The 24,792-nt window shown below is 72.2% G+C and carries 27 protein-coding genes; 15 read left to right on the top strand and 12 right to left on the bottom strand.

Annotated elements, in window-relative coordinates; all coding sequences use genetic code 11:
• The 3 genes from O7617_RS17450 to O7617_RS17440 all read left to right on the top strand — a co-directional run bounded on the left by O7617_RS17450 (position 1) and on the right by O7617_RS17440 (position 3,466).
• Positions 1-186 carry a DUF6104 family protein gene (locus O7617_RS17450; RefSeq protein WP_121653181.1) on the top strand — a complete coding sequence of 62 codons (186 nt, stop codon included), beginning with the start codon at positions 1-3 and terminating at the stop codon, positions 184-186.
• A 98-nt stretch (positions 187-284) separates the two neighbouring features.
• Positions 285-2,354 carry a phosphate acetyltransferase gene (gene pta, locus O7617_RS17445; RefSeq protein WP_282256845.1) on the top strand — a complete coding sequence of 690 codons (2,070 nt, stop codon included), beginning with the start codon at positions 285-287 and terminating at the stop codon, positions 2,352-2,354.
• Positions 2,351-3,466: an acetate kinase gene (locus O7617_RS17440; protein ID WP_282256844.1), complete on the top strand. Its 1,116-nt coding sequence runs from the start codon at positions 2,351-2,353 to the stop codon at positions 3,464-3,466. Before pta ends, O7617_RS17440 begins: the two co-directional genes overlap by 4 nt.
• A gap of 79 nt (positions 3,467-3,545) precedes the next feature.
• Here O7617_RS17440 and O7617_RS17435 read toward each other — a convergent pair whose 3' ends face one another.
• Positions 3,546-3,716, bottom strand: a complete 171-nt coding sequence (locus O7617_RS17435) for a hypothetical protein (RefSeq protein WP_282256843.1) — start codon at positions 3,714-3,716, stop codon at positions 3,546-3,548.
• A 156-nt stretch (positions 3,717-3,872) separates the two neighbouring features.
• Between O7617_RS17435 and O7617_RS17430 the strand changes: the two genes are divergently transcribed.
• Both O7617_RS17430 and O7617_RS17425 read left to right on the top strand, forming a co-directional pair.
• The gene (locus O7617_RS17430; RefSeq protein WP_282256842.1) at positions 3,873-4,766 is read left to right on the top strand and encodes an alpha/beta hydrolase; all 894 of its coding nucleotides are present in this window, start codon (positions 3,873-3,875) and stop codon (positions 4,764-4,766) included.
• Positions 4,767-4,834: 68 nt separating this feature from the next.
• Positions 4,835-5,380: an aminoglycoside adenylyltransferase gene (locus O7617_RS17425; protein WP_282256841.1), complete on the top strand. Its 546-nt coding sequence runs from the start codon at positions 4,835-4,837 to the stop codon at positions 5,378-5,380.
• On the opposite strand, the gene O7617_RS17420 is transcribed toward O7617_RS17425, so the two are convergent.
• Entirely contained in the window at positions 5,262-5,723 is a 462-nt protein-coding gene (locus O7617_RS17420) for a MerR family transcriptional regulator (RefSeq protein WP_282256840.1), read from the bottom strand. The two genes, O7617_RS17425 and O7617_RS17420, sit on opposite strands and share 119 nt — an antisense overlap.
• Positions 5,724-5,813: 90 nt before the next feature.
• On the opposite strand from O7617_RS17420, the gene O7617_RS17415 reads away from it, so the two are divergent.
• The 3 genes from O7617_RS17415 (at position 5,814) to O7617_RS17405 (ending at position 8,155) form a co-directional block, all read left to right on the top strand.
• On the top strand, positions 5,814-6,863 hold the full coding sequence (locus tag O7617_RS17415; protein ID WP_282256839.1) for an aldo/keto reductase: 1,050 nt from the start codon (positions 5,814-5,816) through the stop codon (positions 6,861-6,863).
• Positions 6,864-6,937: 74 nt separating this feature from the next.
• Entirely contained in the window at positions 6,938-7,906 is a 969-nt protein-coding gene (locus tag O7617_RS17410) for a chlorophyllase (RefSeq protein WP_282256838.1), read from the top strand.
• 69 nt (positions 7,907-7,975) lie between these two features.
• Positions 7,976-8,155, top strand: coding sequence for a hypothetical protein (locus O7617_RS17405; protein WP_282256837.1), 180 nt, complete (start codon positions 7,976-7,978; stop codon positions 8,153-8,155).
• 8 nt (positions 8,156-8,163) lie between these two features.
• On the opposite strand, the gene O7617_RS17400 is transcribed toward O7617_RS17405, so the two are convergent.
• The 3 genes from O7617_RS17400 to O7617_RS17390 form a co-directional block, all read right to left on the bottom strand.
• A complete protein-coding gene (locus O7617_RS17400) occupies positions 8,164-9,126 on the bottom strand; it encodes a zinc-binding dehydrogenase (protein ID WP_282256836.1) in 963 nt (320 codons plus the stop codon).
• A gap of 71 nt (positions 9,127-9,197) precedes the next feature.
• Positions 9,198-10,376, bottom strand: a complete 1,179-nt coding sequence (locus O7617_RS17395) for an NADP-dependent malic enzyme (protein WP_282256835.1) — start codon at positions 10,374-10,376, stop codon at positions 9,198-9,200.
• A gap of 143 nt (positions 10,377-10,519) precedes the next feature.
• Positions 10,520-10,870, bottom strand: coding sequence for a S24/S26 family peptidase (locus O7617_RS17390; RefSeq protein ID WP_282256834.1), 351 nt, complete (start codon positions 10,868-10,870; stop codon positions 10,520-10,522).
• Between the two features lie 84 nt (positions 10,871-10,954).
• Here O7617_RS17390 and sodN point away from each other — a divergent pair, with 84 nt between their 5' ends.
• Genes sodN through O7617_RS17375 form a run of 3 tightly spaced genes read left to right on the top strand, consistent with a single transcriptional unit; the run spans position 10,955 to position 12,341 of the window.
• On the top strand, positions 10,955-11,359 hold the full coding sequence (gene sodN, locus O7617_RS17385; protein ID WP_282256833.1) for a superoxide dismutase, Ni: 405 nt from the start codon (positions 10,955-10,957) through the stop codon (positions 11,357-11,359).
• The gene (locus O7617_RS17380) at positions 11,356-11,901 is read left to right on the top strand and encodes a GNAT family N-acetyltransferase (protein ID WP_282256832.1); all 546 of its coding nucleotides are present in this window, start codon (positions 11,356-11,358) and stop codon (positions 11,899-11,901) included. Before sodN ends, O7617_RS17380 begins: the two co-directional genes overlap by 4 nt.
• Before the next feature lie 32 nt (positions 11,902-11,933).
• Positions 11,934-12,341 carry an ATP-binding protein gene (locus O7617_RS17375; RefSeq protein ID WP_282256831.1) on the top strand — a complete coding sequence of 136 codons (408 nt, stop codon included), beginning with the start codon at positions 11,934-11,936 and terminating at the stop codon, positions 12,339-12,341.
• 39 nt (positions 12,342-12,380) lie between these two features.
• Here the strand turns inward: O7617_RS17375 and O7617_RS17370 are convergent, their stop codons facing one another.
• Positions 12,381-12,770, bottom strand: a complete 390-nt coding sequence (locus O7617_RS17370; RefSeq protein WP_282256830.1) for a hypothetical protein — start codon at positions 12,768-12,770, stop codon at positions 12,381-12,383.
• A gap of 43 nt (positions 12,771-12,813) precedes the next feature.
• On the opposite strand from O7617_RS17370, the gene O7617_RS17365 reads away from it, so the two are divergent.
• Together O7617_RS17365 and O7617_RS17360 are read left to right on the top strand one after the other, a co-directional pair.
• The gene (locus tag O7617_RS17365; protein WP_282256829.1) at positions 12,814-13,764 is read left to right on the top strand and encodes a diacylglycerol kinase family protein; all 951 of its coding nucleotides are present in this window, start codon (positions 12,814-12,816) and stop codon (positions 13,762-13,764) included.
• A gap of 448 nt (positions 13,765-14,212) precedes the next feature.
• A complete protein-coding gene (locus O7617_RS17360; protein ID WP_007072794.1) occupies positions 14,213-14,470 on the top strand; it encodes a WhiB family transcriptional regulator in 258 nt (85 codons plus the stop codon).
• Between the two features lie 86 nt (positions 14,471-14,556).
• Here O7617_RS17360 and O7617_RS17355 read toward each other — a convergent pair whose 3' ends face one another.
• From O7617_RS17355 to O7617_RS17340, 4 genes are read right to left on the bottom strand one after another with little or no spacing between them, the layout of a single operon-like run.
• A complete protein-coding gene (locus tag O7617_RS17355) occupies positions 14,557-15,345 on the bottom strand; it encodes a CbiX/SirB N-terminal domain-containing protein (protein WP_282264769.1) in 789 nt (262 codons plus the stop codon).
• Positions 15,342-16,103, bottom strand: coding sequence for a phosphoadenylyl-sulfate reductase (locus tag O7617_RS17350; RefSeq protein ID WP_282256828.1), 762 nt, complete (start codon positions 16,101-16,103; stop codon positions 15,342-15,344). Before O7617_RS17350 ends, O7617_RS17355 begins: the two co-directional genes overlap by 4 nt.
• Complete coding sequence (locus tag O7617_RS17345; RefSeq protein ID WP_282256827.1) at positions 16,100-16,261, bottom strand: hypothetical protein; 162 nt, start codon at positions 16,259-16,261, stop codon at positions 16,100-16,102. Before O7617_RS17345 ends, O7617_RS17350 begins: the two co-directional genes overlap by 4 nt.
• Positions 16,258-17,970, bottom strand: coding sequence for a nitrite/sulfite reductase (locus O7617_RS17340; protein WP_282256826.1), 1,713 nt, complete (start codon positions 17,968-17,970; stop codon positions 16,258-16,260). The genes O7617_RS17345 and O7617_RS17340 overlap by 4 nt, the downstream gene beginning before the upstream one ends.
• Before the next feature lie 413 nt (positions 17,971-18,383).
• Here O7617_RS17340 and O7617_RS17335 point away from each other — a divergent pair, with 413 nt between their 5' ends.
• Positions 18,384-19,892: a glycosyltransferase family 39 protein gene (locus O7617_RS17335; protein WP_282256825.1), complete on the top strand. Its 1,509-nt coding sequence runs from the start codon at positions 18,384-18,386 to the stop codon at positions 19,890-19,892.
• Between the two features lie 221 nt (positions 19,893-20,113).
• On the opposite strand, the gene O7617_RS17330 is transcribed toward O7617_RS17335, so the two are convergent.
• Both O7617_RS17330 and O7617_RS17325 read right to left on the bottom strand, forming a co-directional pair.
• Positions 20,114-21,706, bottom strand: a complete 1,593-nt coding sequence (locus O7617_RS17330; RefSeq protein WP_282256824.1) for a PAS domain-containing sensor histidine kinase — start codon at positions 21,704-21,706, stop codon at positions 20,114-20,116.
• 25 nt (positions 21,707-21,731) lie between these two features.
• Positions 21,732-22,763, bottom strand: a complete 1,032-nt coding sequence (locus O7617_RS17325) for an SIS domain-containing protein (RefSeq protein ID WP_282264768.1) — start codon at positions 22,761-22,763, stop codon at positions 21,732-21,734.
• A 189-nt stretch (positions 22,764-22,952) separates the two neighbouring features.
• On the opposite strand from O7617_RS17325, the gene O7617_RS17320 reads away from it, so the two are divergent.
• The gene (locus tag O7617_RS17320; RefSeq protein ID WP_282256823.1) at positions 22,953-24,782 is read left to right on the top strand and encodes a tetratricopeptide repeat protein; all 1,830 of its coding nucleotides are present in this window, start codon (positions 22,953-22,955) and stop codon (positions 24,780-24,782) included.
• Positions 24,783-24,792 lie beyond the last annotated feature (10 nt).

Below are 24,792 nucleotides of genomic sequence, written 5' to 3'. Positions count from 1 at the left end.
ATGTACTTCACCGACCGTGGCATCGAGGAACTGGTCGAGCGCCGGGGCGACGAACAGGTGACCCTGGAGTGGCTGGGCGAACGCCTGCGCGACTTCGTCGACCTCAACCCCGAGTTCGAGACCCCCATCGAACGCCTCGCCACCTACCTGGCCCGCCTAGACGACCCCGACGACGACGACGCATGATTCCGTTCCACCCCCGGTGATCAAGAGCTTTCGGTCACCATGGGGGCCGGAACTGACGCAAACGTCTTGATCACCGAGTGTGGGGTGGGGGTGGGGTTGTGGCTCGGAGTGTTTACCTGACCAGCGTTGGTTCTGGCGGGGGGAAATCCACCGTCGCACTCGGGTTGGCCGAACTGTTGTCGCGGCAGGTGGGGCGGATCGGCGTGTTCCGACCGCTGGTCGCGTCCAGCGGCGCGGACCCGATCCTCGCCCTGCTCAGCGAGCGCTACCGGGTCGAGGTGCCGCTCGCCGACCTGGCCGGGGCCACCTACGCCGAGGCGGCGACACTGGTGGCCGACGGCCGGCGTGAGGAACTGATCTCCGCCGTCGTCGAGCGGTACCGGGCGGTGGAGCGGCAATGCCCGGCGGTCGTCGTGGTGGGCAGCGACTTCGACGACCCGGGTGACCCGGCCCACCCTCGGGAGTTGGCCTTCAACGCCCGGCTGGCCATCGAGTTCGGCAGTGTCGTGGTGCCGGTGGTGGACGGCTTCGGTCAGGAGCCGACGGCGGTGGCGGCGGCGGTGCGCAGGGCGTACCACGACCTGGCCGACCTGGGCGCGACGGTGCTCGCGGTGATCGCCAACCGGGTGACCGAGCCGATGACGTTGCCGGACCTGCCGGTGCCCGCGTACGCCATCCCGGAGGTGCCGAGCGTGTCGGCGCCGACGGTGGCCGAGGTGGCGGCGGCGCTCGGCGCCACCCTGCTGGCCGGGGACGACGCCGCACTCGGCCGGGACGTGCTGGACTTCGTGGTCGGTGCGGCACATGTGCCGACCCTGCTGGACCACCTCACCGAGGGCGCCCTGGTGATCACCCCCGGGGACCGGGCCGACCTGCTCGTCGCCGCGAGCGCCGCGCACGTGGCCGGGCAGGTGTCGGTCGCCGGTCTGGTGCTCACCCTCGGCGAGCAGCCCGATCCCCGGGTCATGCGGTTGGTGGAGGGTCTGAACACCGGGCTGGCGGTGCTCTCCGTGGGCAGCGACAGCTACGACACGGTGGCCGCGTCCAGCCGGATCGAGGGTCGGCCCAGCGCCGCCAACCCGCGCAAGGTGGAGGCGGCCCTGGGCGCGTTCGAGCGCTGCGTGGACACCGACGACCTGGCCCGTCGGCTGCGGGTCAGCCGCTCCACCCGGGTCACCCCGCTGATGTTCGAGAACGAGCTGATCGACCGGGCCCGTTCGCACCGTCGGCACCTGGTGCTGCCGGAGGGTACCGAGGACCGGATCCTGCGGGCGGCGGAGATCCTGCTGCGCCGTGGGGTGGCCGAGCTGACAGTGCTCGGGCGACCGGACGACGTCGCCCGGCGAACCCGTGAGCTGGGCATCGACCTGGGCGACGCGAACGTGGTCGACCCGGTCACCAGCGGCTGGCGGGACGACTTCGCTGTCGAGTACGCGCGGCTGCGCGCCCACCGGGGTGTGACCGCCGAGTTGGCGCACGACATCGTGGCGCAGCCCAACTACTTCGGCACGCTGATGGTGGCGACCGGACGAGCCGACGGGATGGTCTCCGGCGCCACGCACACCACCGCCGCCACCATCCGGCCGGCGTTCGAGATCATCCGTACCGTGCCGGAGGTCTCGGTGGCCTCCAGCGTCTTCTTCATGCTGCTCGCGGACCGGGTGCTGGTCTACGGCGACTGCGCGGTCAATCGCGATCCGGACGCCGCGCAGCTCGCCGACATCGCGATCTCCTCTGCCGACACCGCCGCCCGGTTCGGCATCGAACCCCGGGTGGCCATGCTGTCGTACTCCACCGGCAGCTCCGGCGCGGGCGAGGACGTGGAGAAGGTCGCCGCGGCCACCGCGCTGGTCCGGGAACGCCGACCCGACCTGCTGGTCGAGGGACCGATCCAGTACGACGCGGCGATCGACCCGGCGGTGGCGGCGACGAAGCTGCCGGGCAGCCCGGTCGCCGGTCACGCCACGGTCTTCATCTTTCCGGACCTGAACACCGGCAACAACACCTACAAGGCCGTGCAGCGCTCCGCCGGGGCGGTCGCCGTGGGCCCGGTGATGCAGGGCCTACGGCGGCCGGTCAACGACCTGTCCCGCGGCGCGCTGGTGCCGGACATCGTCAACACGGTGGCGATCACAGCCATCCAGGCGGCCACCGAGGAGGCGTCGTGAGTCGGGTGCTGGTGCTCAACTGCGGGTCGTCGTCGGTCAAGTGGCGGCGCTACGACGGCGACCGGGCGCTGGACCACGGAACCGTCGAGCGGATCGGTGAGCCCGGTGGCGGCCCGGCGGACCACGCCACCGCCGTCCGGCAGATCCTCGACGGACTGGACCTGACCGGGCTCGCCGCCGTCGGGCACCGGGTGGTGCACGGCGGCCGGAGGTTCAGCGCCCCGGTGCTCGTCGACGACGCGGTTCTGGCCGCGATCCGGGAGCTGGTGCCGCTCGCCCCGCTGCACAACCCGGCGAACCTGGCGGGCATCGAGGTGACCCGGGCGGCGCTGCCGGACGTCCCGCAGGTCGCCGTCTTCGACACCGCGTTCCACCACACCCTGCCGGAGGCCGTCGCGACGTACGCGATCGACCGGGACGTCGCCGAGCGGTACGGCATCCGCCGGTACGGCTTCCACGGAACCTCGCACGCGTACGTGTCCCGCCGCACCGCCGAGCTGCTCGGTCGCCCGTACGACGAGCTGAACACCATCACCCTGCACCTCGGCAACGGGGCCAGCGCCTGCGCGGTGCGAAACGGCCGCAGCGTCGCCACCTCGATGGGTATGTCACCCCTCCAAGGGCTGGTGATGGGCACCCGCAGCGGCGACCTGGACCCGACCGTGATCTTCCACCTGCGCCGGGAGGGTGGGCTGTCGGTCGACGAGATCGACGATCTGCTCAACCACCGCAGTGGCCTGCTCGGGCTGACCGGCGCCAACGACATGCGCGAGGTGCTGCACCGCCGAGCGGCCGGTGACCCGGCGGCGGAGTCGGCCTTCGACGTGTACTGCCGGCGCATCACCGGCTACGTCGGGGCCTACTACGCGCTGCTCGGCCACGTCGACGCGATCGCCTTCACCGCCGGGGTCGGCGAGCACGCCGCACCGGTGCGGGCCGCCGCGCTGGCCGGCCTGGAACGGCTCGGTATCGCCGTCGACGGTCACCGCAACGACGGTACGGGCGACCGGGTGATCTCACCCGACGACGCTGAGGTGAGCGTCTGCGTCATCCACACCGACGAGGAGCGGGAGATCGCCCGGCAGACCATGGACGTGGTGGAGGGCGGCTGACCAGCGCCGGGGCCCAACCCGGCGCCCGGTCGGTGCGGCGCTCCGGTCAGCTCAGGCGCCGGCCGGTTCAACGCGCCGGTCAGTTCAGCGCGAACCAGGCGACGACGGCCACCACCAGCACGACGACCACCGCACCGACGATCAGGGGGAGCCGGGACGGGGCCTCCGTCGACGCGGCGGCCTCCGGCGTCTGGGAGAAGGCGCGGAACGCCTCGGTGTTGCCGCTGGGGTCGGTGTAGTTCTCAGCCATGCGGGTGACCCTAGCGAAGCTGGTCACGCCGTACCGCCCCCGGCCCGCGTCGTTTCGAGCTGGACCCGGCCGGCTGACGTGACCCGACCGGGTGGCGCGTGCAGCCGGGCCGGACGGTGGGGTGGCTACGCCCACCCAGGCACCTACCGTGGACCGATGGGGGCGGGACGGCTGATCGCCGTGGTGGTGACGGCGTTGTTGGCCGGTTGCGCGGCGGCGCCCCCCGAGGCCGACCAAGCCGACGGGCCGGTGTCGGCGCGTCGAGCGCCGGAGGGGTCGTACGCCGTCGGCGTGCGTACGCTCACCCTCGAACCGCGTTCGGCGCGCCCACTGCCGGTGACGATCTGGTATCCGGTGTCGAGCGACGGAGTGGCGGCGGGGCGGTTCCCGGTGGTGATCTACAGCCACGGGCTGCACAGTCGACCCGACCTGCACGCCGGGCTGACCACCCGCTGGGCGGCGGCCGGTTTCGTGGTGGCCGCGCCCGCGTACCCGCACACCCGGCAGGGTGCCGCCGAGTTCAGCCGGGCCGACGTCCGCAACCAGCCCGCCGACGCCTGGCGGCTGGTCCGGCACCTGGGCCGTCTCGACCGCAGCCGCGACGACCCGTTCGGCGGGCACCTGGACCTGACGTCGGTCGCCGCCGCCGGCCACTCGGCGGGCGGCTTCACCACCTCCGGCATGTTCAGCGAGGGGCACCCGGCCCGGTTACGCGCCGGGATCGTCATCGCCGGTGGTGGGCTGCCGGGCAGCTTCGCGGGGCTCGCCGCGCCGGTGCTCTTCGTGCACGGCACCGCCGACGCGGTGGTGCCGCTGACCGTCGGCCGAGCCGCGTACCGGCGTACCCGAGGTCCTGCCGCGTTCCTCAGCCTGCTGGGGCAGGACCACGGCGCGTACCTGACGCCCGGCCACCCGGGTTTCGCCCCGGTCGTCGCCACCACCACCGACTTCCTCCGCTGGACCCTCTACGGCGACCGGGCGGCCGGTGCCCGGCTGCCTGCCGTCGCCCGCTCCCCCGTGACCCGCTACGAGTCCCGCCCGGCCCCCTGAGAGCACCGGCTCTCGACGCCGAGGTGCGCGGGCCGACGTACCCGCGCACCCGCCGGTACGGTGGCCCGGTGGACCAGCTCGCACACCGTCAGTTGGCGAGCATCGGCGAGGTGGTCGGATCGGCCGGTCCGGCGGGCGTCAGGGTGTGGCTGCGGGGCGGCTGGGCGATGGACTTCCAGCTCGGCTCGGTGACCCGCCCACACGTCGACGTCGACTGGTACTGCTGGCACGAGGACGCGGACCGACTGGCGAGCCTGCTGCTGGCCCGTGGCTGGCGGCTCGACCCACGGATGCCGGTGGCGACGCAGCTCGACCTGTTCAGCGCCGATGTGGAGGTCAGCTTCGCGTATCTGGGTCGGGACGGCGACGGCCGCCCGACAGTGGGCGCCGGGCCCTGGGCCGGCACCCTGCTGCCGGCCGGGATGCTGGACGCGCCACCCGGTCGGATCGGCACGCTCACCGTGCCGACGATCTCGGTGGCGGCACAGATCGAGTTCAAGCAGATGTACCCGGTCTGGATGCCGGAACGTCCCCGCCGACCGAAGGACGCGGACGATCTGGCTCTACTGCGTGCCGTTTCTGGTCGAGCAGGTCCTCGTACACCCCGACCTTGAAGGTGATCAGGTCCAGGCACTGGGTGAGTCGGCCGAGCTGGGTGGTGACGCGTCCGTGGTGCTCCTGGAGGAGCGCGAGACGTTCCTCCTCGTTGCCCGCGCCCTCACGAACAAGCTCGGCATATCGGCGGAGCGCGGGCAGGGGCATGCCGGAGGCGCGAAGAATGATGCAGACGGTCAGCCAGTCGACGTCGTCCTGGCTGTAGATGCGACGCCCGGCAGCACCACGACGGATCGAGCTGACGAAGACACCCTGCTGCTCGTAGAAGCGCAGCGCGTGGACGCTCAAACCGGTGCGCTCGGCGACCTGCCCGATGCTCAGACTCACGGTGACCTCAGCCATGCCGAGCAGGGTAACGAGGGTTGACCTAGAGTCGACTCTAGCTCCTAGGGTGCCACGTGATCGTCACCGAAGCGCCAAAGGAGCATCGACATGCGTTATCGCACTCTCGGCGGCACCGGCATCGAGGTGAGCACCCACTGCCTCGGGACAATGATGTTCGGTGCCGTCGGCAACCCCGACCACGACGACTGTGTCCGCATCATCCACACGGCGCTCGGCCAGGGCATCAACGTCGTCGACACCGCCGACATGTACGGCCGGGGAGAGTCCGAGGAGATCGTGGGCAAGGCCCTGCGCGGGCGCCGGGACGACGTCGTGCTCGCCACCAAGGTGCACTTTCCGATGGGTGAGGGACCCAACCAGGGCGGCAACTCCCGGCGCTGGATTCTCAAGGCGGTCGAAGGGAGCCTCCGGCGGTTGGACACCGACTGGATCGACCTTTACCAGATCCACCGTCCCGACCCCTCGACCGACATCGAGGAGACGCTCTCGGTGCTCACCGACCTCGTACGCGAGGGCAAGATCCGCGCTTTCGGTTGCTCGACCTTCCCGGCCGAGGAGATCGTCGAGGCACACCAGGTCTCCGAGCGACGCGGCCTCGGGCGCCTGCGCAGCGAGCAGCCCCCGTACTCGATCCTGGCCCGGGGAGTCGAGGCCTCGACCCTGCCGGTCTGCCGGCGTTACGGCATGGGAGTGCTGGTCTGGAGCCCTCTCGCCTTCGGATTCCTCAGCGGCAGGTACCGCAAGAACCAGCCCGTCGACCTCTCGACCGGGCGTGCCGTGCTCCGGCCGACACAGTTCGACCCCACGATCGCCGAGAACGCCGCCAAGCTCGACATCGTCGAGCAGCTCGTCGACCTGGCGGCGAGCATCGGCTGCACGCTGCCCCAGCTAGCCATCGCCTTCACCGTGGCCCACCCGGCCGTCACCTCGGCGATCATCGGCCCGCGGACCCTGCCGCAACTGGAGGATCTGCTCAAGGGCGCCACGCTCACCCTGGACGACGCGATCCTGGACCGGATCGACGAAATCGTGCCGCCGGGGACGAACCGGTACGACCCCAACGCCGCCTTCCCCCCGCGCGTGCTGACCGACACCGCCATGCGACGGCGTCCCCTCACCGAGCGGGCGGCAGCCTGACGCGCGGTGACCGGTCGGGCACACCCCGCCCAAGCCCTCCGGGCGACACCGTCGGACAGGGCACAATTGAGCCCATGCCCCGTCGCGTCACTGCCGCACTGATGGCCGGCACCGTCCTTCTCGCCGGTCTGATCGGCTGCTCAGCGGACACCCGCCCGAGCACGGGCGGGCAGACACCGCCGGCCGAGCCGACGCCCGCCGCCACGCCGACCCCGCAGGTCCCCGCCGGGACCGCCCCGAAGAGCACCTTCGCGGTCGGCGTACGCCAACTGAAGCTGGACCGGGACGGCCGTGCGCTGCCGACGACGCTCTGGTACCCGGCGGCCGGGAAGTCCGGCGGCACGGCCAAGCGGTCGGCGGCGGCCGCGGAGGGCCGGTTCCCGGTGGTGATGTTCAGTCACGGCCTGGGTGGACGACCGGAGGACTACACGACGCTGCTGACCCGCTGGGCGGCGGCGGGTTTCGTGGTGGCCGCGCCGACGTTCCCGCACACCTCGAAGGGCGCCGACAACAACGTCCTCGACGTGCTCAACCAGCCGGCCGACGTGTCGTACGCGCTGGACCAGGTGTTGGCGCTGGACGGCACGGCCGGCGACTCGCTGCGCGGCCGGTTGGACGGCGAGCGGGTGGCCGCGGCCGGGCACTCGGCGGGCGGGGTGACCACCATCGGCCTGTTCACCGCCGGTCGGGACGAGCGGCTGGACGCGGGCGTCGTGTTCGCCGGTACGGCGCTCGGTGTGGGCACGGCGTTCGCCGGCGCGGCCGCGCCGCAACTGTTCGTGCACGGCGAGTTGGACGAGGTGGTCGAGTACGCGGCAGGCAAGGCCGCCTACGACAAGGTGCCCTGGCCGAAGGCCATGCTGAGCCTGCCCAAGGGCGACCACGGGCGGGCGTTGCTCGGCGACAGCGCCACGCTGCGGGTCGTCTCGGACACGTCGGTCGAGTTCCTCCGCTGGTCGCTCTACGGGGACGCGGAGGCCAGGAAGCGCATCTCCACCGACGCGACGCGCGGTGACATCGCCACCTTCGACGACCACCTCTGACCCCCGCCTCCGCGCCCCCGCGCCCCCGCGCCCCCGCGCCCCCGCGCCAAGATCCGCGCAACATCAGGGATGTTGCTGCTTCGGCACGCCGGGAGGCAGCAGTTTCCCCGATGTTGCGCGGATCTTGGCGCGGACGGCGCGGATCTTGGCGCGGACGGCGCGGACGGCACGGACGGCACGGACGGCACGGACGGCACGGACGGCGCGGACGGCACGGGCGGCACGGACGGCGCGGACGGCGCGACGTGAGCGCGGTGTCAGGCCGTGTGGTCGATGACGATCTTGCCGAAGGCGTCGCCGGAGTGCATCCGGGCGAAGGCTTCCTCGACACGACTGAACGGCACCACGCTGTCCACCACCGGGCGCACCTCGTTGTCGGAGCAGAACGCCAGCAGTTCGTACAGCTCGCCGGGCGTACCCATCGAGGTGCCCAGGATCTCCAACTGCATCGCGAAGACTCGGCGCAGGTTGACCGACGGCTCGTGCCCGGCGGTCGCACCGGAGACCACGATCCGGGCCATCGGCGCGGCCGACTTCAACGAGTGGTCGAAGGTGGCCGCGCCGACCGTCTCGATCACCACGTCGACGCGTTCCGGCAGCCGGGCGCCGGGCTCCACGGCGTTTGCCCCGAGGGCGGAGATCCGCTCCCGCTTGGCGGCGTCGCGGCTGGTCGCGTACACCCGCTTGCCCATCGCGACGGCGAGCGCGACGGCCGCGGTGGCCACGCCGCCGCCCGCGCCCTGCACCAGCACGCTGTCGGCGTCCGCGACGCGGCCCTTGGTGGTCAGCATCCGCCAGGCGGTGAGCCAGGCCGTGGGCAGGCAGGCCGCGTCGGTCGCCGCCATGCCGTCGGGCAGCGGGATCAGGTTCGACCGGGGTACGGCGACCCGCTCGGCGAGCGTCCCGGGGAAGTGCTCGGAGAGGATGGAGACCCCGCGCGGGTCACCCGGAGTGACCACCACCGGGTACACGACGACGGGGTTCCCCTCCGGGTCCAGCCCGACGGCGTCGCAGCCGAGGATCATCGGCAGTTGGGCCTCGGTGAGGCCCACGCCGCGCAGTGACCAGAGGTCGTGGTGGTTGAGCGAGGTGGCCCGCAACTGCACGGTCACCCAGTCGTCGGCCGGGTGGGTCGGCTCGGGCCGCTCACCGACAGTGAGCGCGGTGAGCGGGTCGGCGTCGTCGAAGCGGGAGGCGAAGGCGGCACGCATGATCGGCACGGTAACAAGCTGAGGGCTCGTTAAGAAGGCTCGCCGCACGGGCCGGAGCGCCCCGGCCCGTGCGTACGCCGTTACCGGCGGGCCACGCCGTCGCGGCGGGCGGCCTCGGCGACCGCCTCGGCCACGGCCGGCGCGACACGCGGGTCGAGCGGAGACGGAACGATCGCCTCGACGGTCAGCGACTCGGCGACCACTCCGGCGATGGCGTCCGCGGCGGCGACCTTCATCGCCTCGGTGATCCGGGTGGCACCGGCGTCCAGCGCTCCCCGGAACACCCCGGGGAAGGCCAGCACGTTGTTGATCTGGTTCGGGTAGTCGCTACGACCGGTGGCGACCACCGCCACGTGCCGGGCGGCCACCTCCGGGTGCACCTCGGGCGTCGGGTTGGCCAGTGCGAACACGATCCCGTCGGGTGCCATCCCGGCCACCGCGGTCTCGGGGATCTGACCGCCGGAGACCCCGATCAGCACGTCCGCGTCGCGCAGCGCCTCGGTGATGTCGCCGTGGCGACCGTCGGCGTTGGTGCTCGCCGCCAGGTCGGCCTTGCTGCCGGTCAGGTCGGTGCGGTGCCGGCCGATGATCCCCTTCGAGTCGCAGACCACCACCTGGTCGGGGTCGACTCCACCGGCGATCAGCATCTTCGTCACGGCCACCCCGGCGGCGCCCGCGCCGCTCACCGCCACCCGCAGGTCACCGAGCTTGCGGTCGAGCAGGCTGGCGGCGTTGCGCAGCGCGGCCAGCACCACGATCGCGGTGCCGTGCTGGTCGTCATGGAAGACCGGGATGTCCAGCGTCTCGTCGAGGCGACGCTCCACCTCGAAGCAGCGCGGCGCGCTGATGTCCTCCAGGTTGATGCCGCCGAACGACGGTGCGAGTGCCCGTACCGCCGCGACGATCTCGTCGACGTCCTGCGTGTCCAGGCAGATCGGCACCGCGTCCACCCCGGCGAACTGCTTGAACAGCACCGCCTTGCCCTCCATCACCGGCAACGCGGCGCGCGGGCCGATGTTGCCGAGCCCGAGCACCGCCGAGCCGTCGGTGACCACCGCGACGGTGTGCGCCGCCCAGGTGTAGTCGTCGGCCAGGTCGGGGTCGGCGGCGATCGCCTCACACACCCGGGCCACCCCCGGGGTGTACGCCAGGGAGAGGTCCTCCCGGCTGGTGAGCGGCACGGTCGAGGCGACGGCCATCTTGCCGCCCCGGTGCAGGAGGAAGACGGGATCAGCGGGGTCCACGGTGGACGAAGACATGGCGGTGACTCCAGGATCTGTCGAGCAGATGTGAGGCGGCGGGCCCGGCCGCGAGGTGGGCGGCGAGCGGTGGCACGCGGCGCGGGGGGTCACCCGGCACTTCCGAGCATAGTGTCGGCACTGCCGCCCGGATGTGAGCAGGGTCATATCCGCCGGCGAGGCACCCGCCCGGGGCGCGGCCAGTAGCGGGCCACCACCCTCCCCCGCACGTCAGCCACCCCGTACGCCCGGGAGTCGTCGGTGATCAGGTCGTTGTCCCCGCGCAGCCACCAGCCGCCGTCCTGAGGTCGGACCGCCCGCTTCACCACCAGCAGTTCGGGACGCGTGCGGAAGACCGCGACCACCACGTCCCCGGGTCGGATCGGGCGGCCGCCGGGGCGCACCAGCACCGCGTCGCCGTGCCGCAGCGTCGGCACCATGGACGGGCCGGTCACCAGGACGGCGGTCAGCGGCCTGCGCAACCGGGTCGCCTCAGCCGGGTGATCGGCGTGCACTGGTTTCACCTCCACCCGGTTCGGGGAGCATTCCCAGGAGTAATGTCGCCTTTGATCATCGCAAACTTCCCATGGAGGATCCCGATGCGACTTCCGCGCATCCTTGCGCCCCGCGTCACCGCGAGCGCTCACTGCGACCTGCCGTGCGGTGTCTACGACCCGGCTCAGGCCCGGATCGAGGCCGAGTCGGTCAAAATGATCTGCGAGAAGTACCAGGCGAACACCGACCCGGAGTTCCGTACCCGGGCCGTCATCATCAAGGAGCAGCGCGCCGAGCTGGTCAAGCACCACCTGTGGGTGCTGTGGACCGACTACTTCAAGCCGCCGCACTTCGAGAAGTACCCGAACCTGCACAGCCTGTTCAACGAGGCCACCAAGCTGGCCGGCGCCAGTGGCGTCAAGGGCAGCCTGGACCCGGCCACCGCCGACAAGCTGCTCGCGAAGATCGACGAGATCTCGAAGATCTTCTGGGAGACCAAGAAGGCATGACCTCGTCGGTCATCCCGACGATCCGGCCGGCACGTCCCGAGGACGTGCCGGCCGTCGTCGCGATGGTGCACGAGTTGGCGGAGTACGAACGTGCCCCGGAGCAGTGCCACCTCACCGCCGAGCAGCTCACCTCGGCCCTGTTCGGTCCCGGCGCGGCATCGGACGCGCCGAGCGCTCCGGCGCTCTTCGGTCACGTCGCGGTCGACGAGGGCGACGAGCCGATCGGCTTCGCGCTGTGGTTCCTCAACTTCTCCACCTGGGCCGGCGTGCACGGCATCTACCTGGAAGACCTGTACGTGCGCCCGGCCGCCCGGGGCACCGGAGCGGGTCGGATGCTGCTCGCCACCCTGGCCGACATCTGCGTACGACGCGGCTACCGGCGGCTGGAGTGGTGGATGATCGACTGGAACCCGGCCGCCGGCTTCTACGCCTCGATCGGGGCGGAGCAGATGAGCGAGTGGGTGCCCTACCGGCTCAGCGGCGACGCCCTGCGCGAGTTGGCCTCCCAGGCCACCACCGTCGGCACGCGTAGGGGCGACTGACCGGGTAGAGTCCCCGACCGGGGGGATGAGGCGTGACTCAACTGACTGGCCGACCAGCGACTGACGACGACGTGGTGCACCTCACGGTGCCCGCCGACGGCGGTTACCTCGGTGTGCTCCGCACCGCCACCGCCGGTCTGGCGGCCCGGTTGCAGTTCGCCCTCGACGAGATCGAGGATCTGCGGATCGCCGTCGACGAGGCGTGCGCGATGCTGCTCGCCATCGCCACCCGCGACGCCGAGTTGGAGTGTCGCTTCGCCGTCACCGAGGACGCGCTGACCGTCGAGGTGACGGTGCCGACGGTGCGGGGTGCCACGCTCCCGGCCGAGTCGTCGTTCGCCTGGAAGGTGCTCACGGCGCTGACCACCTCCGCGTCCGCCACCGCCGCCGAGGGTCGGGCCACGATCGCCCTGCTCACGCGCCGCTCCGGCGGCTACTGACCGGCTGCCCTGCCACTGACCGACCCGGCACCGGCCCGGTCACTCGAAGCCGAGGGCCCGGGTCGTCGGAGGGCTGACCAGCAGCCAACCCACGCCCAGGCCGAGCGCCATCAACGGCACACCCAGCCAACCCAGCCCACCCTGGATCATGAACCACCCGATCGGCAGCAGCATCAGCTGGAGCACGATCGCGGGGGCCCGTGCGCCCGCCTGACGGCGCAGCAGCGCCCAGCCCAGCGCCCAGAGCACCACCGCCGCCCCGATGGCGAACACGGTCACCAGCAACGCCGACAGGAGGTCGGTGGTGGTGGCGGTGAGGTCGGCCCAGATGAGCCAGACCGCGATCAGTCCGACGACAGCCGCCTCCGCCCACAACAGCCGCACCGCCCAGCGGAGCGTGACGGGAATCGGGGCCGAGTCGATGGTCACGCGCGCCACGATACCCGGGCTGCCGGGAGGTACAGTGCCGCCCATGCGGGCCGTCCTGGTGGTCAATCCAAAGGCCACCACCACCAGCGAACGCAGCCGGGACGTGCTTGTCCGGGCGCTGCGCAGCGAAGTCGACCTCAGCGTGCGCTACACCCGTCGGCGTGGGCACGCCATGGCGTTGGCCCGGGAGGCCGCCGCGGAGGGCGTCGACCTGGTCGTCACCCTGGGTGGCGACGGCACGGTGAACGAGGTGGTGAACGGTCTGATGACGGCCGACCCGCCGAAACTCGGCGACGACGCCTCGATGGCCGAGCGGCTGCCCGCGCTGGCGACCGTTCCGGGCGGCAGCACCAATGTGTTCGCCCGCGCGCTGGGTCTGCCCCGGGAGTGGCCGGAGGCGACCAGCATGATCCTGGAAGGGCTGCGGCTGGGCCGGAGCCGGACGGTGGGGCTGGGCCGCGCGGACGACCGCTACTTCACGTTCTGCGCCGGGTTCGGCCTGGACGCCGCGGTGATCCACCGGGTGGAGCAGGCTCGGCGCAAGGGGCGGGTGTCCACGCCGACGCTGTACCTGCGCTCGATCATGAACCAGTATTTTCTCGCCTCGGACCGGCGGCATCCCGCGATCAGCCTGGAGCGTCCGGGTGAGCAGCCGGAGGCCGAGTTGGCCACCGTCATCATCCAGAACACGGCGCCCTGGACGTACCTGGGCGACCGGGAGGTCAACCCGAACCCGGCGGCGTCGTTCGATCTCGGGCTGGACGTACTGGCGTTGCGTCAGCTCCGGGTGGCTAGCACAACACGGACAGTGACGCAGTTCCTGTCCCGGCGGCCCGATCCGCGAGGTCGGCAGGTGTTACGACTCCATGACACGCCGGAGTTCACCCTGGTCTCCAGCCGTCCGCAGGCGTTCCAGCTGGACGGCGACTATCTCGGCGAGCGGGAGAAAGTCAGATTCACCTCCGTTCCGGCCGCACTGAGAGTAATCTGCTAGGTCTCGGGTACTGCCCTTGGTCGACACGGTGGCCACAACCGCATCGACTGGTCGCCGCCACACCGAGGGGCAGGTGCCGGAAATGTCAGCAATGTCACGCGGACTGTACTATATTGATCCTCGGCTGTGGCACGGCGGGTAACCAGGAAAGCACTGGAATCCGGACAAACAGGTTGTGGGCTTGCTCACCGCCCGGAGTTTTTCCGAGCGTCACCCTTGACATCACGAGCGTTCGTGAAAGTATTCACAAGCGAACTTGAGTTACCGGGACATTGCCTGGATATGCTCGTCAGGTTGAGCTGTTCCAGCAGGTCCCCGGCGCTGACCGCCTGCTCACGCACTGCCGAATGGTCGGACGCTAACTGTCACCACCGGCACTGCGGATGCATATAGGAAAAGCACGACAAGCAATTGTTGCCACCCATCCAGAATGAGGAGTGTTGCCGCCATGGACTGGCGTCACCATGCTGTCTGCCGCGACGAGGACCCGGAGCTGTTCTTCCCGATCGGGACGTCCGGGCCGGCTCTCCTGCAGGTCGAGCAGGCCAAGGCCGTCTGCCGGCGCTGCTCCGTGACCGACCAGTGCCTGCAGTGGGCGCTCGAGTCCGGTCAGGACGCCGGCGTCTGGGGCGGAATGAGCGAGGAGGAGCGGCGCGCTGTGAAGCGGCGTGGCGGCCTCCGGGTGCTGCGCGCTCACTCCGCCTGATCCCCCAACGACACAGCTGAACGCCCCGGTGGGTTGACCCGCCGGGGCGTTCCGCTGTCCGGGCACCGATCACCGTGCCGGGGCGGTCACCCCGTCGACGCGGGCACCGGCCGGTCGTCGACCCGCCGCAACACCAACTCGACCAACTCCGGCGCGTCGGTCAACGGTCCGGCGACCGACACCGCGCCCGCCGATCGAGCCGCCTCGGCCACCGCGTCGTGAAACAGACCGGGTGCCAGGAAGTACGCGCACACCGCGACTCGCCGCGCGCCGGCCGCCCGCAGCCGGGACACCGCCACTCCCGCCGCCGGCGGAGCCGCCGAGGCGTACGCCACCCGGCACGGCACCCCGAGATCCTGGGCGAGCGCGTCCGCGACCCGACCCACCGACCGGCGCGCCCGCGCGTCCCGGGTGCCCGCCGCCGCCAGCACCAGCGCGTCGAAGCGGCCCGGACACGCCTCGTCGAGCCGGCGGCGCAACCCGCCCAGCAGCCCCGCGTCGACCGTCCCGTCCGCCGGGCCGAGCACGTCGGTCACCCGTACCGCGAGCGGTGGTCCGCTCTGCGCCGCCGCGGCGACCGCCGCCGGGATGTCCACCCGATGGTGGTACGCGGCAGTCAGCAGCAGCGGCACCAGCACCGCCCGACGGTGACCGGCCACCGCCAGGTCACGCAGCACCGCTGTCGGCCCCGGGTCGGTGTGGTCCAGCCAGCTCGCCCACACCGGCGTGCCCGGGCGGGCCGCCGACACGGCCCGGGCCAACGCCCGGGTGGCTTCGGCAGCTCGTGGGTCACGGCTGCCATGCGCGACGAGCACCACCGGATCGGCCCCGCCGGCCGCGCCCGGGCCGGTCGGGGTCGTCGCGGGTGAGGTCAGACGTGCAGGCCGCACTCGGTCTTCTCGAACATGGCCCAGCGCCCGGCCCGCGCGTCCTCGCCGGCCTTCGTGCGGCGGGTGCACGGCCAGCAGCCGATCGACCCGTACCCCTGCTTGAACAGCTCGTTCACCGGCACGTTGAAGCGGGCGATGTAGGCGTCCACATCCCGCTGCGACCACGCCGCGATCGGGTTGACCTTGACCTTGCCGCGCCGCGCGTCGAAGGTCACCACGGGCGTGTTGGCCCGGGTCGGTGACTCGTCCCGGCGCAGGCCCGCAGCCCAGGCGTCGTACCCGGTCAGCGCCCGCTCCAGCGGCTCCACCTTGCGGAGTTGGCAGCAGTCGTCGGGCGACTTGTTGAACAGCCGGGGGCCGTACTGGCCGTCCTGCTGACCGACGGTGAGTCGCGGCCGGATCGACCTGACGTTCACCGGAAGCGTCCGGGCGACCTCGTCGCGCACCCGCAGCGTCTCGGGGAAGTGCAGACCGGTGTCGAGGAAGACCACGTCCACGCCCGGAGCCACCCGGGACACCAGGTGGGCCAGTACGGCGTCGGCCATCGAACTGGTGACGCAGAACCGGTCGCCGAAGGTCTGCGCCGCCCAGCGGGCGATCTCCAGAGCCGGGGCACCCTCCAGGTCCCGGGCCGCCTGCTCGGCCAGGGCGCGCAGCTCGTCCGGGTCGCGCCGGGCCGGATCGGTGGGCGTCGGGCCACCCGGACCGACCAGGCGCAGACTCGCGGCGGAGACGAGACTCATCGGGTCACCGCCCGGGAGAGCAGACCGGTGAACCTCACCGAGAAGACGCGGGTGCAGGCGTGGCACTCCCACGCGCCGTGCCCCGCCTCGTGCGGCCGCAGGTCCTCCTCGCCGCAGTACGGGCAGTACAGGGGTGCCGCTCGGTTCTCGCTGCTCACCGCAGGTCCTCCTCGTCGACTCTGATCACCCAGTTGGCGAACGTCTCGCCCTCGCTCCGACCGGCCAGGTAGCGGCGGGCCAGCCGTTCCACGTACTCCGGAAGCTCATCGGCGGTGGTCTTCAGACCACGCAGCTTGCGCCCGAACCCGGCGGTCTGCCCCTGCGCCATGCCCAACCCGCCACCCAGGTGCACCTGGAAGCCCTCCACCTGCCGACCGTCCGGGCCGACCACCAGCTGACCCTTGAGACCGATGTCGGCCACCTGGGTGCGCGCGCACGCGTTCGGGCAACCGTTGATGTGGATCGAGATGTCCGCGTCGAAGTCGCGCAGCCGCTGCTCCAGCCGGGCCACCAACTCCTCGCCGCGGGCCTTCGTCTCGACGATCGCGAGCTTGCAGTACTCGATGCCGGTGCACGCCATCGTGCCGCGCCGCCAGGCCGAGGGCCGGGCTTCCAGGCCGATCCCGCGCAGCGCGTCGACGAGCGACTCCGTCCGCTCCGACGGCACGTCGAGCACCAGCAACTTCTGGTACGGGGTGAGGCGCACCCGGTCGCTGCCGTGCGCCTCGACCACGTCGGCCAGTCGGCTGAGCTGGGCTCCGGAGACCCGCCCGACCACCGGGGCCGCGCCCACGTACTGCCGACCGTCGGCCTGCTCGTGCACGCCCACGTGGTCGATCGGCTTCGACGGCAGGGTCGGTGCCGGGCCGTCGAGCAACGTACGACCGAGGTAGTCCTTCTCCAGGACCTCCCGGAAGCGCTCCACACCCCAGTCGGCCACCAGGAACTTCAGGCGGGCCCGGTTGCGCAGCCGGCGGTAGCCGTAGTCGCGGAAGATGCCGACCACACCTGCCCACACGTCCGGCACCTCGGCCAGCGGCACCCAGACACCGAGCCGTTGGGCGAGCATCGGGTTGGTGGAGAGGCCACCGCCGACCCAGACGTCGAAGCCGGGGCCGTGCTCGGGGTGGTCGACACCGAGGAACGCGATGTCGTTCGACTCGTACGGGGTGTCGACGAGCCAGGAGATCGACGTCTTGAACTTGCGGGGCAGGTTGGAGAACTGCTTGTCGCCGACGTACCGCGCGACGATCTCGTCGATCGCCGGGGTCGGGTCGAGCAGCTCGTCGCGGGCCACCCCGGCGACCGGGCTGCCCAGCACGATGCGCGGGCAGTCACCGCACGCCTCGGTGGTCTGCAGACCGACCGACTCCAGCCGACGCCAGATCTCCGGCATGTCCTCGACGCGGATCCAGTGGTACTGGATGTTCTGCCGGTCGGTGATGTCGGCGGTGTCCCGCGCGAACTCCCGGGAGATGTCCGCGATCACCCGGAGCTGGGCCAGGCTGAGCTGGCCGCCGTCGATGCGGACCCGGAGCATGAAGAACTCGTCCTCCAGCTCGTGCGGCTCCAGCACGGCGGTGCGCCCGCCGTCGATGCCCGCCTTGCGCTGGGTGTAGAGGCCCCACCAGCGGAACCGGCCGCGCAGATCCTGCGGGTCGATGGAGGCGAAGCCGCGGTGCGCGTAGATGGTCTCGATGCGCGCTCGGACGTTGAGCGGGTCGTCGTCCTTCTTGATCCGCTCGTTGGGGTTGAGCGGCTCACGGTGGCCGAGTGCCCATTGACCTTCGCCTCGGGGCCGGCGCGGCGCGCGGGTCGGGCGAGCTGTCGGGTCCTCGGAACGGGCCGGGATGCTGCTGACCGCCATCGCGGCGTCCTCCGTTGTCTGCTGTGCCTCGGGTACGCGGGGCGCGGCGGCCGGCCCGCGAGAGCGGGCGGGGACAACGGTGTCTGAGACAGCCGGCGCGGAGCGCGCCCGAGACGGATTGGTCGGGCGTCGTCAGTAGGCCGGACAGATCGCGCTGCGCACGCGGCCGTAATCGACGTGGCGACGTGCCACGAAGCGGCGGACGACTGCGGCGGTCATGCGCCCATGCTGCCACACCCCAAGGGGGCCGGCCAATGTCCGCGTGCTGGATCCCACATCACGGGCCGACGGTCAGCCGACCAGTTGGTCACCAAGGATGGTTCGGGCATAACGCCTCACGAGCCGCCGCCTGACGCACACCGCCTGCCGCCGGCTGACACCCACGGGCGGCATGACCGTGGCAGGCTCGGACCGTGGGCGGATTGTCCGACAAGTCGAGCGGGGCGGCGTGGGACCACCTGCGCCGCCTACCGGTCTGGCTCCCCCCGGCACTGGTGACCCTGGCGGTGACGGTGACCGGGCTGGGCTCCGCCCAACTCTGGCGCGACGAGCTGGCCACCTGGAGCGCGGCCACCCGGTCACCCACCGATCTGGCCCGGCTGGCCGACACCATCGACGCCGCCACCGGGCCGTATTACCTGCTGATGCACGTCTTGACCAGGATCGTCGGCGACTCCACGATCGCCCTGCGCGCGCCGGCGGTGCTGGCGATGACCGTGGCGGCCGGGCTGCTCGCCGTGCTCGGCGCACAGCTCGTCGACCGGCGCTGCGGTCTCTTCGCCGGTCTGCTGTTCGCTGTCCTGCCCGGCACCTCCCGCTACGGCCAGGAGGCCCGCCCGTACGCGCTGGCCACCATGCTCGCGGTGCTCGCCACACTGCTGCTGGTGACCGCGCTGCGCCGCCCGACCTGGGCCCGTTGGGCCGGATACGCCGCCGCGATCACCGCACTCGGACTCATCCACCTGATCGCTCTCACAGTGCTCGCCGCGCACGCGCTGGTCGTCGCGCTCGCCTGGTGGCGCGGGCCCGCCGATGCGGGCGTCGGCACTCGGGGCCACACCACAGTGGTGCGGGACCGGCGGTTGTGGCGGTGGGTGGCCGCCGTGGTTCCGGTGGTGCTGCTGGCCGGTCCGTTGCTGGTCAAGGCCCGGACCCAGCAGTCCCGGCAGCTGAACTGGGTCGGTCTGGCTCGGCTGGACGACCTGACCGCGCTGCCCGGCGGCGTGGCCCAGAGCAGTGTGGTGGGCGGCTTACTGCTCGGGGTGGCCGCGCTGGGCGCGGCCCGGCTCGGACGGCGCGCTCTGCTACCGGTGAGCGCGGTACTGCTGCCTGTGCTGCTGCTCTTCGCCGCCGGCGCTGCCGTACCCCTGTGGGTGCCCCGGTACCTGGTCTTCGTGGTGCCCTTCGCGTGCCTGCTGGCGGGCGCGGCCATGGCTTCGGTGGCCGCACCGGCCGCGCTCGCCGTGGTGGTCCTGGCCGGGCTGCTCGGCCTGCCCGACCAGGCCGCGCTGCGGCGGACCCACGAGTGGCCGCGCAACGCGCCGGTGGACTACGCGGGCGTGGCACGGGTGATCGGTGACGGTCACCGGCCGGGCGACGCGGTGGTCTACTCGCCCCGACACAGCTGGCTATTCCTCGACCTCGGCATCGAATACCACCTCCACGACCCGCCCCGCGATGTGCTGGTCACCGAGGACGAGGCCCGCCGGGGGGACCTGTGGGCCGCCGAGTGCCCCCAACCGGCGCAGTGCCTGGCCGGTACGCCACGGGTCTGGCTGGTCGTCACCGGCCGACACACCGATCCGCTGACCGCCGTGCCCGGCGCCAAGGGCGACGCGCTCCGCGCACAGTTCACCGTCACCCAGGTCTGGCCGCGCCCTGGCCTGACCGTCGCCCTACTGACCAGACGGCCCGGCATCTGACCCGACTGCCGCACGCAAGCAGCAGCAGCGGGCCGCACCTTCGTAGGCGATATACCTCTGAGTCATATTTATGACTCAGAGGTATATCGCTCAGAACAATGAGACCGCCCGACCAGCACTCGTCGTCCAAGTCGACGTGGTGATCGGAGCAGACCCGAGCGGACCGGATCACCCAGGCGGACCAGCCGGACCGCGACCTGGCAGAGCGCAGACAGCGCGGCTCAACCTTGCGAGCGACCGTCCGGGGCGTTACGCGCCAGCGGGACGACCAGCACCGCCTCGGTGCCGCCGTTGGCTCCGGCGCGCAACTCGATGGTGCCGCGCAACTCCCCGGTGACCAGGGCCCGGACGATCTGGAGGCCGAGTCGACCGGCACGTTCGGCGTCGAAGCCCGGTGGCAGACCGCGCCCGTTGTCGGCCACCGAGACGTGCAGCATCTTGCGGAACCGATGCGCCGAGACCACCACCTCGGGTCGCAGCTCCGGGTCGACCTCGGGCACGGCGACCGGCACCATTCCGGAGGCAGCGGCGGTCAAAGGCTCGTCCGCCTCGTCGCTCGGCGGGAAGCCGTGCTCGACGGCGTTGAGCAGCAACTCGTTGAGGACCATCACCAGCGAGGTGGCGATCTCCGCCGGCAGCACGCCGAAACTGCCCCGCCGTCGCATGCCGACGCTCACCTCGGTCGCCGCGACCTCGGTCGCCGCGCTGGCGACCCGGTCGACGATGCCATCGAACTCGACCGCCTCGTCGCTGGACATGGAGAGCGTCTCGTGCACCAGGGCGATCGAGGCGACCCGGCGTACCGACTCCTCCAGCGCGACCCGCGCCTCCGGCATGGCCACCCGGCGGGCCTGCAGGCGCAGCAGCGCGGCCACCGTCTGAAGGTTGTTCTTCACCCGGTGGTGGATCTCCCGGATGGTGGCGTCCTTGGTGATCAGGGCCCGGTCGCGGCGGCGGACCTCGGTGATGTCCCGGACCAGCACCAGCGCGCCGATCGGCACCCCGGCGGGCATCAACGGCAACGCCCGGGTGAGCATCGTGGCACCTCGTGCGTCGATCTCGCGTCGGGGCGGCGCCTCACCCCGCAGCGCGGCCAGGATGCCGTTCGCCGCCTCGGTGCCGTCCAGCGGGTCACCAGCCAGTCGGCGATGCAGCGCGGCCAGATCTTCGCCCACCAGGTGGGAGGCGTAGCCCAACCGGCGGTACGCGGACTGGGCGTTCGGGCTGGCGTAGGTGACCTTCCCCCCGGCGTCGAGCCGGACCAGGCCGTCGCCGACCCGGGGTGCGGAGGTGGTCTCGCCCGGATGCCGGGGCGGCGGGAAGGTGCCGTCCGCGATCATCTGCGCCAGGTCGTCCGCGGTGGTCAGGTAGTTGAGTTCCAGCTGGCTGGGCGTACGCGCGGTGGACAGGTTGGTGTCCCGCCCCACCACGGCGATCACCTCACCGGCCTCCCCCTCGACGGTCCGCAACCGGACCGGGATCGCCTCGTGTCGGGCCGGCACGTCGCCGTACCAGACCGGGTCGCCCTCCCGCCAGATCCGGCCCTGGGAGTACGCCACGCCCAGGTGCGCCACCTCCGGCCCGCCGACGATGCGCCCCACCTGGTCGTCCTGGTACGCGGTGGGTGCGGTGGTCGGGCGGACCTGGGCGACGCAGAGGAACGTGCCGTCGGCGTCGACCGGCACCCAGAGCAGCAGGTCGGCGAAGGACAGATCGGAGAGCAGTTGCCAGTCGCCGGCGATGCGGTGCAGGTGGTCGATGTCGGCCGGACGGAGATGGGTGTGCTCCTCGGCGAGGTCGCGCAGCGTGGACACGGTGACCAGGGTGCCACGCCGTGCCTCACATCGTCGCGGTGACCTTCTTCAACCCGCGTGGCGCGTCCGGGTCCTCACCACGGGTGAGGGCCAGAGCCAACGCCAACCGCTGCAACGGCAGGATGTCCAGCAGTGGGGCGTAGCGCTCGTCGACCTCGGGAACCGCCAACCTGGTGGCCCCCGCCACCTCCGCGGAGCCGACCACCACCACGTCGGCGCGGCGTTCGCCGAGGCGGGGCAGCACCTCACCCATCGACCGTCCACCGGGGCCGGAACCGACGACGGCGAGCACCGGGACCTCCGGGTCGGTCATCGCGAGCGGGCCGTGCAGCAGGTCGGCGCCGGAGAAGGCGAGCGCCGGCAGGTACGACGTCTCCATCAGCTTCAACGCGGCCTCCCGGGCGGTCGGGTACGCGTACCCCCGCCCGGTGGTGACCAGTTGCCGAGCGAACCGGTAGCGCGGCGCGAGCCGGGTCGGCGTGTCGTCGGCGAGGGTGCGCGCGGCCAGTTCGGGCAGCGCGTCGAGCGCCTCCCGTTCGGCCGCCGGGAGCACGCCGTCGCCGGCCCGGATCCCCTCCACGAGCATCAGCAGGGCGAGCAGCTCGGCGGTGTACGTCTTGGTGGCGGCCACCGCCCGCTCGTGCCCGGCGGCGATGTCGACGCTCAGCTCGGCCACGTCGACGAGCGGCGAGTCGGGGGCGTTGGTCACCGCGAGGGTCAGCGCCCCGGAGGCCCGGGCGGCGCGCAGCACCTCGGCCAGGTCGGGCGAACCGCCACTCTGGCTGACCCCGACGACCAACGCGTCGGACAGGTCGGGACGGGCGCCGAACAGGGTGACCGCGCTGGGCGAGGCGAGCCCGGCGGGCAGGCCGAGCCGGATCTCGGTCAGGTACGCCCCGTAGAGGGCCGCGTGGTCGGACGTGCCCCGGGCCGTGAAGACCACGTGCCGAGGGCGACGTTCGGCGATGACCGCCGCCACCCGGGCGATCTCGGCGGCGTTGGCGGCGGAGAGCAGCCGCGCGTAGCCGGCCGGCTGCTCGTCGATGTCGGCGGCCATGCCGGCCCCTGGGCGTGTCACTAACACTCCTCCCCTGCGCGGTTACCGCGCGTTTCCTGCTCAGTCTTGCACCTTTCCACGTGGTTGAGCAATCGAACGAGCAGGAGTGCGCAGATGATCACCGAATGATCCCAATATCAACTACGCTTGGCCCGCTGCATCCGGTCGAGTCTGCGACGAGAGGACGACGTGCCCGAGGGAACGGACGATGCCGCGCTCTCCGCGACGGAGGAGCTGGCGCTGGCCCGGCTGGCCCTGGACGAGGGCGACGTGCACCACGCCGCGGGCCACCTCGCCGGGGCGTTGGCGCGGGCTCCCACCCTGCCCGAGGTGCACGAGACGCTGGCCCGGCTCGCCGCGGTGAGCGACGGCGGCCTCGACCTCTTCCCGATCAACCACCACACGTTCGTGGGTGCCGTCGTCGCCCGCGCCCACCTGCTCGCCACCGCCGGTCGACCCGCCGAAGGGCTGGAGCTGTTGGCCGCGGCTACCGCGTACGCGCCCGGCGCACCGTGGGCCGAAGTCCCCTGGGTCACCGCGCCCGAGCTGGCCGAACGGCTGGACCCGGAGCACATCGCCCGCGTCCTCATGCAGGTGTGCGCCGCACTGCCCGACCCCGTGCCACGGCTCGGCCGGGGGGCCCTGACGCCGTACCTGACACTGGCCCGCAACGCGGTCACCGTGCACCCCGAGCACAGCCTGCTGCTGGGTGCGGCGTCCGCGCTGGCCCGGCGCATCGGCGAAGCCGCCCTGGCGGTCCGCTGGGCCGCCCGAGGGGTACGCGCACAACAGTCGAAGATGGGCGAGGTCTGGCTCGGGTACGCGTACCGCAGCGCCGGCCGGACCCACGACGGCCTCGCGGCTCTCGGTCGGGCCGTCGAGCTGGACCCCGACGACCTGGCGATCTACGCGGACATCGCCGGCACCCTGGCCGACAGCGGCCGGCTGGACGAGGCGCTGGAGTGGGCCGAGCGGGCGCTGGCACGCGACCCGTCGTTCGACTGCGCGGTGCACACCGCACACCGCCTGCGGCACCTGCGCGACGGCGACCTTACCCACCTGGTCGCGCTCGCGGACTTCGTCCGGGACCACCCCGACGACAGCCACGAGCACGGCGACCTGGCCCAGTGCTGCCGGGCCCGGCCCTGGCTGGGTCAGCTGACACCGGCCGACGGCCCGCTACTCGACGCGATGCGCCAAGCGGTGGCCGACGACGACAACGGCCTGGGCGGCGCCGTACGCCTGGCCGCCCCCGCCCCGCCGAGCGCCGTCCGGACGGCGACGTCGGCCGCCCCCGGGCTGCGGATCGAGGTCGTCGGGGGGGCGTCGGAACCGGACCCGCGCGAGCCTCGGCGGGCGTCCGCGCAGCAGTTGTGGCGGTACGCGGACGACGTACCCACGCCCGCCCTGCCGACCCCGTCGGCGACGGCCGTCGAACGGATCGGGCAGATCGCGCATCCGGCGTGGCCCCACCCACCCGCGGCGTACGACGCGGCGGTGAGCCTGGCCGGTCTGGACGTGGCCGACCTGCTCGGCCTGCTGGTGCACCCGCCCGCGGCCCCGGCCAACGGGGTGGGTCGACTGCTGGCCGCCCACGACCCGTCGGTCTGGGTCCGGGGTGTGCAGGTGTGGGCCTGCCTGGGTCTGCTGCACCACCGCACGGATGAGCCGTGGGAGGGTTCGACCCGCCGCCGGGTGCTGCTCGACCTGGTCTGGGGCGTCGAGGACTGGATCACCGAGGCGGCGATGTTCGCCCTGGTCACCGCAGCCTGGGTGGACCCCTCGGCGCGCTCGGACGTGGCGCGGGTGGTGGCGGAACGGCTCGCCGACGCGGCCGCCGTGGCGCGGACCCGGCCGGTCCCGATCGCCGCCTCACTGGCCCACCTGGCGCTCGCCGCCCCGGAGTTGGACCCGGCCACCGCGGCACTCGCCACCGAACTGCTCGGCGCGCGTTCCGCCCGGGTCCCCCGTCCCCGCAATCCGCTCCGCCGCCTCTGGCGACGCCTGCTTCGCCGGTAGCCGCGCGCTC

Source organism: Micromonospora sp. WMMD1155 (genome assembly GCF_029581275.1).
In the GTDB taxonomy this organism is placed as follows: Bacteria; Actinomycetota; Actinomycetes; order Mycobacteriales; family Micromonosporaceae; genus Micromonospora.
This window is presented reverse-complemented; position numbering and strand designations above follow the sequence as displayed.

Bases quoted from the DNA above. Each gene is read 5' to 3' on its own strand.
- O7617_RS17450 (WP_121653181.1), top strand. From the start codon at position 1: ATGTACTTCACCGACCGTGGCATCGAGGAACTGGTCGAGCGCCGGGGC.
- sodN (WP_282256833.1), top strand. From the start codon at position 10,955: ATGCGACTTCCGCGCATCCTTGCGCCCCGCGTCACCGCGAGCGCTCAC.
- O7617_RS17430 (WP_282256842.1), top strand. From the start codon at position 3,873: ATGGGGGCGGGACGGCTGATCGCCGTGGTGGTGACGGCGTTGTTGGCC.
- O7617_RS17405 (WP_282256837.1), top strand. From the start codon at position 7,976: ATGTTGCTGCTTCGGCACGCCGGGAGGCAGCAGTTTCCCCGATGTTGC.
- O7617_RS17380 (WP_282256832.1), top strand. From the start codon at position 11,356: ATGACCTCGTCGGTCATCCCGACGATCCGGCCGGCACGTCCCGAGGAC.
- O7617_RS17395 (WP_282256835.1), bottom strand. From the start codon at position 10,376: ATGTCTTCGTCCACCGTGGACCCCGCTGATCCCGTCTTCCTCCTGCAC.
- O7617_RS17410 (WP_282256838.1), top strand. From the start codon at position 6,938: ATGCCCCGTCGCGTCACTGCCGCACTGATGGCCGGCACCGTCCTTCTC.
- O7617_RS17435 (WP_282256843.1), bottom strand. From the start codon at position 3,716: ATGGCTGAGAACTACACCGACCCCAGCGGCAACACCGAGGCGTTCCGC.
- O7617_RS17325 (WP_282264768.1), bottom strand. From the start codon at position 22,763: ATGGCCGCCGACATCGACGAGCAGCCGGCCGGCTACGCGCGGCTGCTC.
- O7617_RS17340 (WP_282256826.1), bottom strand. From the start codon at position 17,970: ATGGCGGTCAGCAGCATCCCGGCCCGTTCCGAGGACCCGACAGCTCGC.
- O7617_RS17360 (WP_007072794.1), top strand. From the start codon at position 14,213: ATGGACTGGCGTCACCATGCTGTCTGCCGCGACGAGGACCCGGAGCTG.
- O7617_RS17365 (WP_282256829.1), top strand. From the start codon at position 12,814: ATGCGGGCCGTCCTGGTGGTCAATCCAAAGGCCACCACCACCAGCGAA.
- O7617_RS17350 (WP_282256828.1), bottom strand. From the start codon at position 16,103: ATGAGTCTCGTCTCCGCCGCGAGTCTGCGCCTGGTCGGTCCGGGTGGC.
- O7617_RS17420 (WP_282256840.1), bottom strand. From the start codon at position 5,723: ATGGCTGAGGTCACCGTGAGTCTGAGCATCGGGCAGGTCGCCGAGCGC.
- O7617_RS17415 (WP_282256839.1), top strand. From the start codon at position 5,814: ATGCGTTATCGCACTCTCGGCGGCACCGGCATCGAGGTGAGCACCCAC.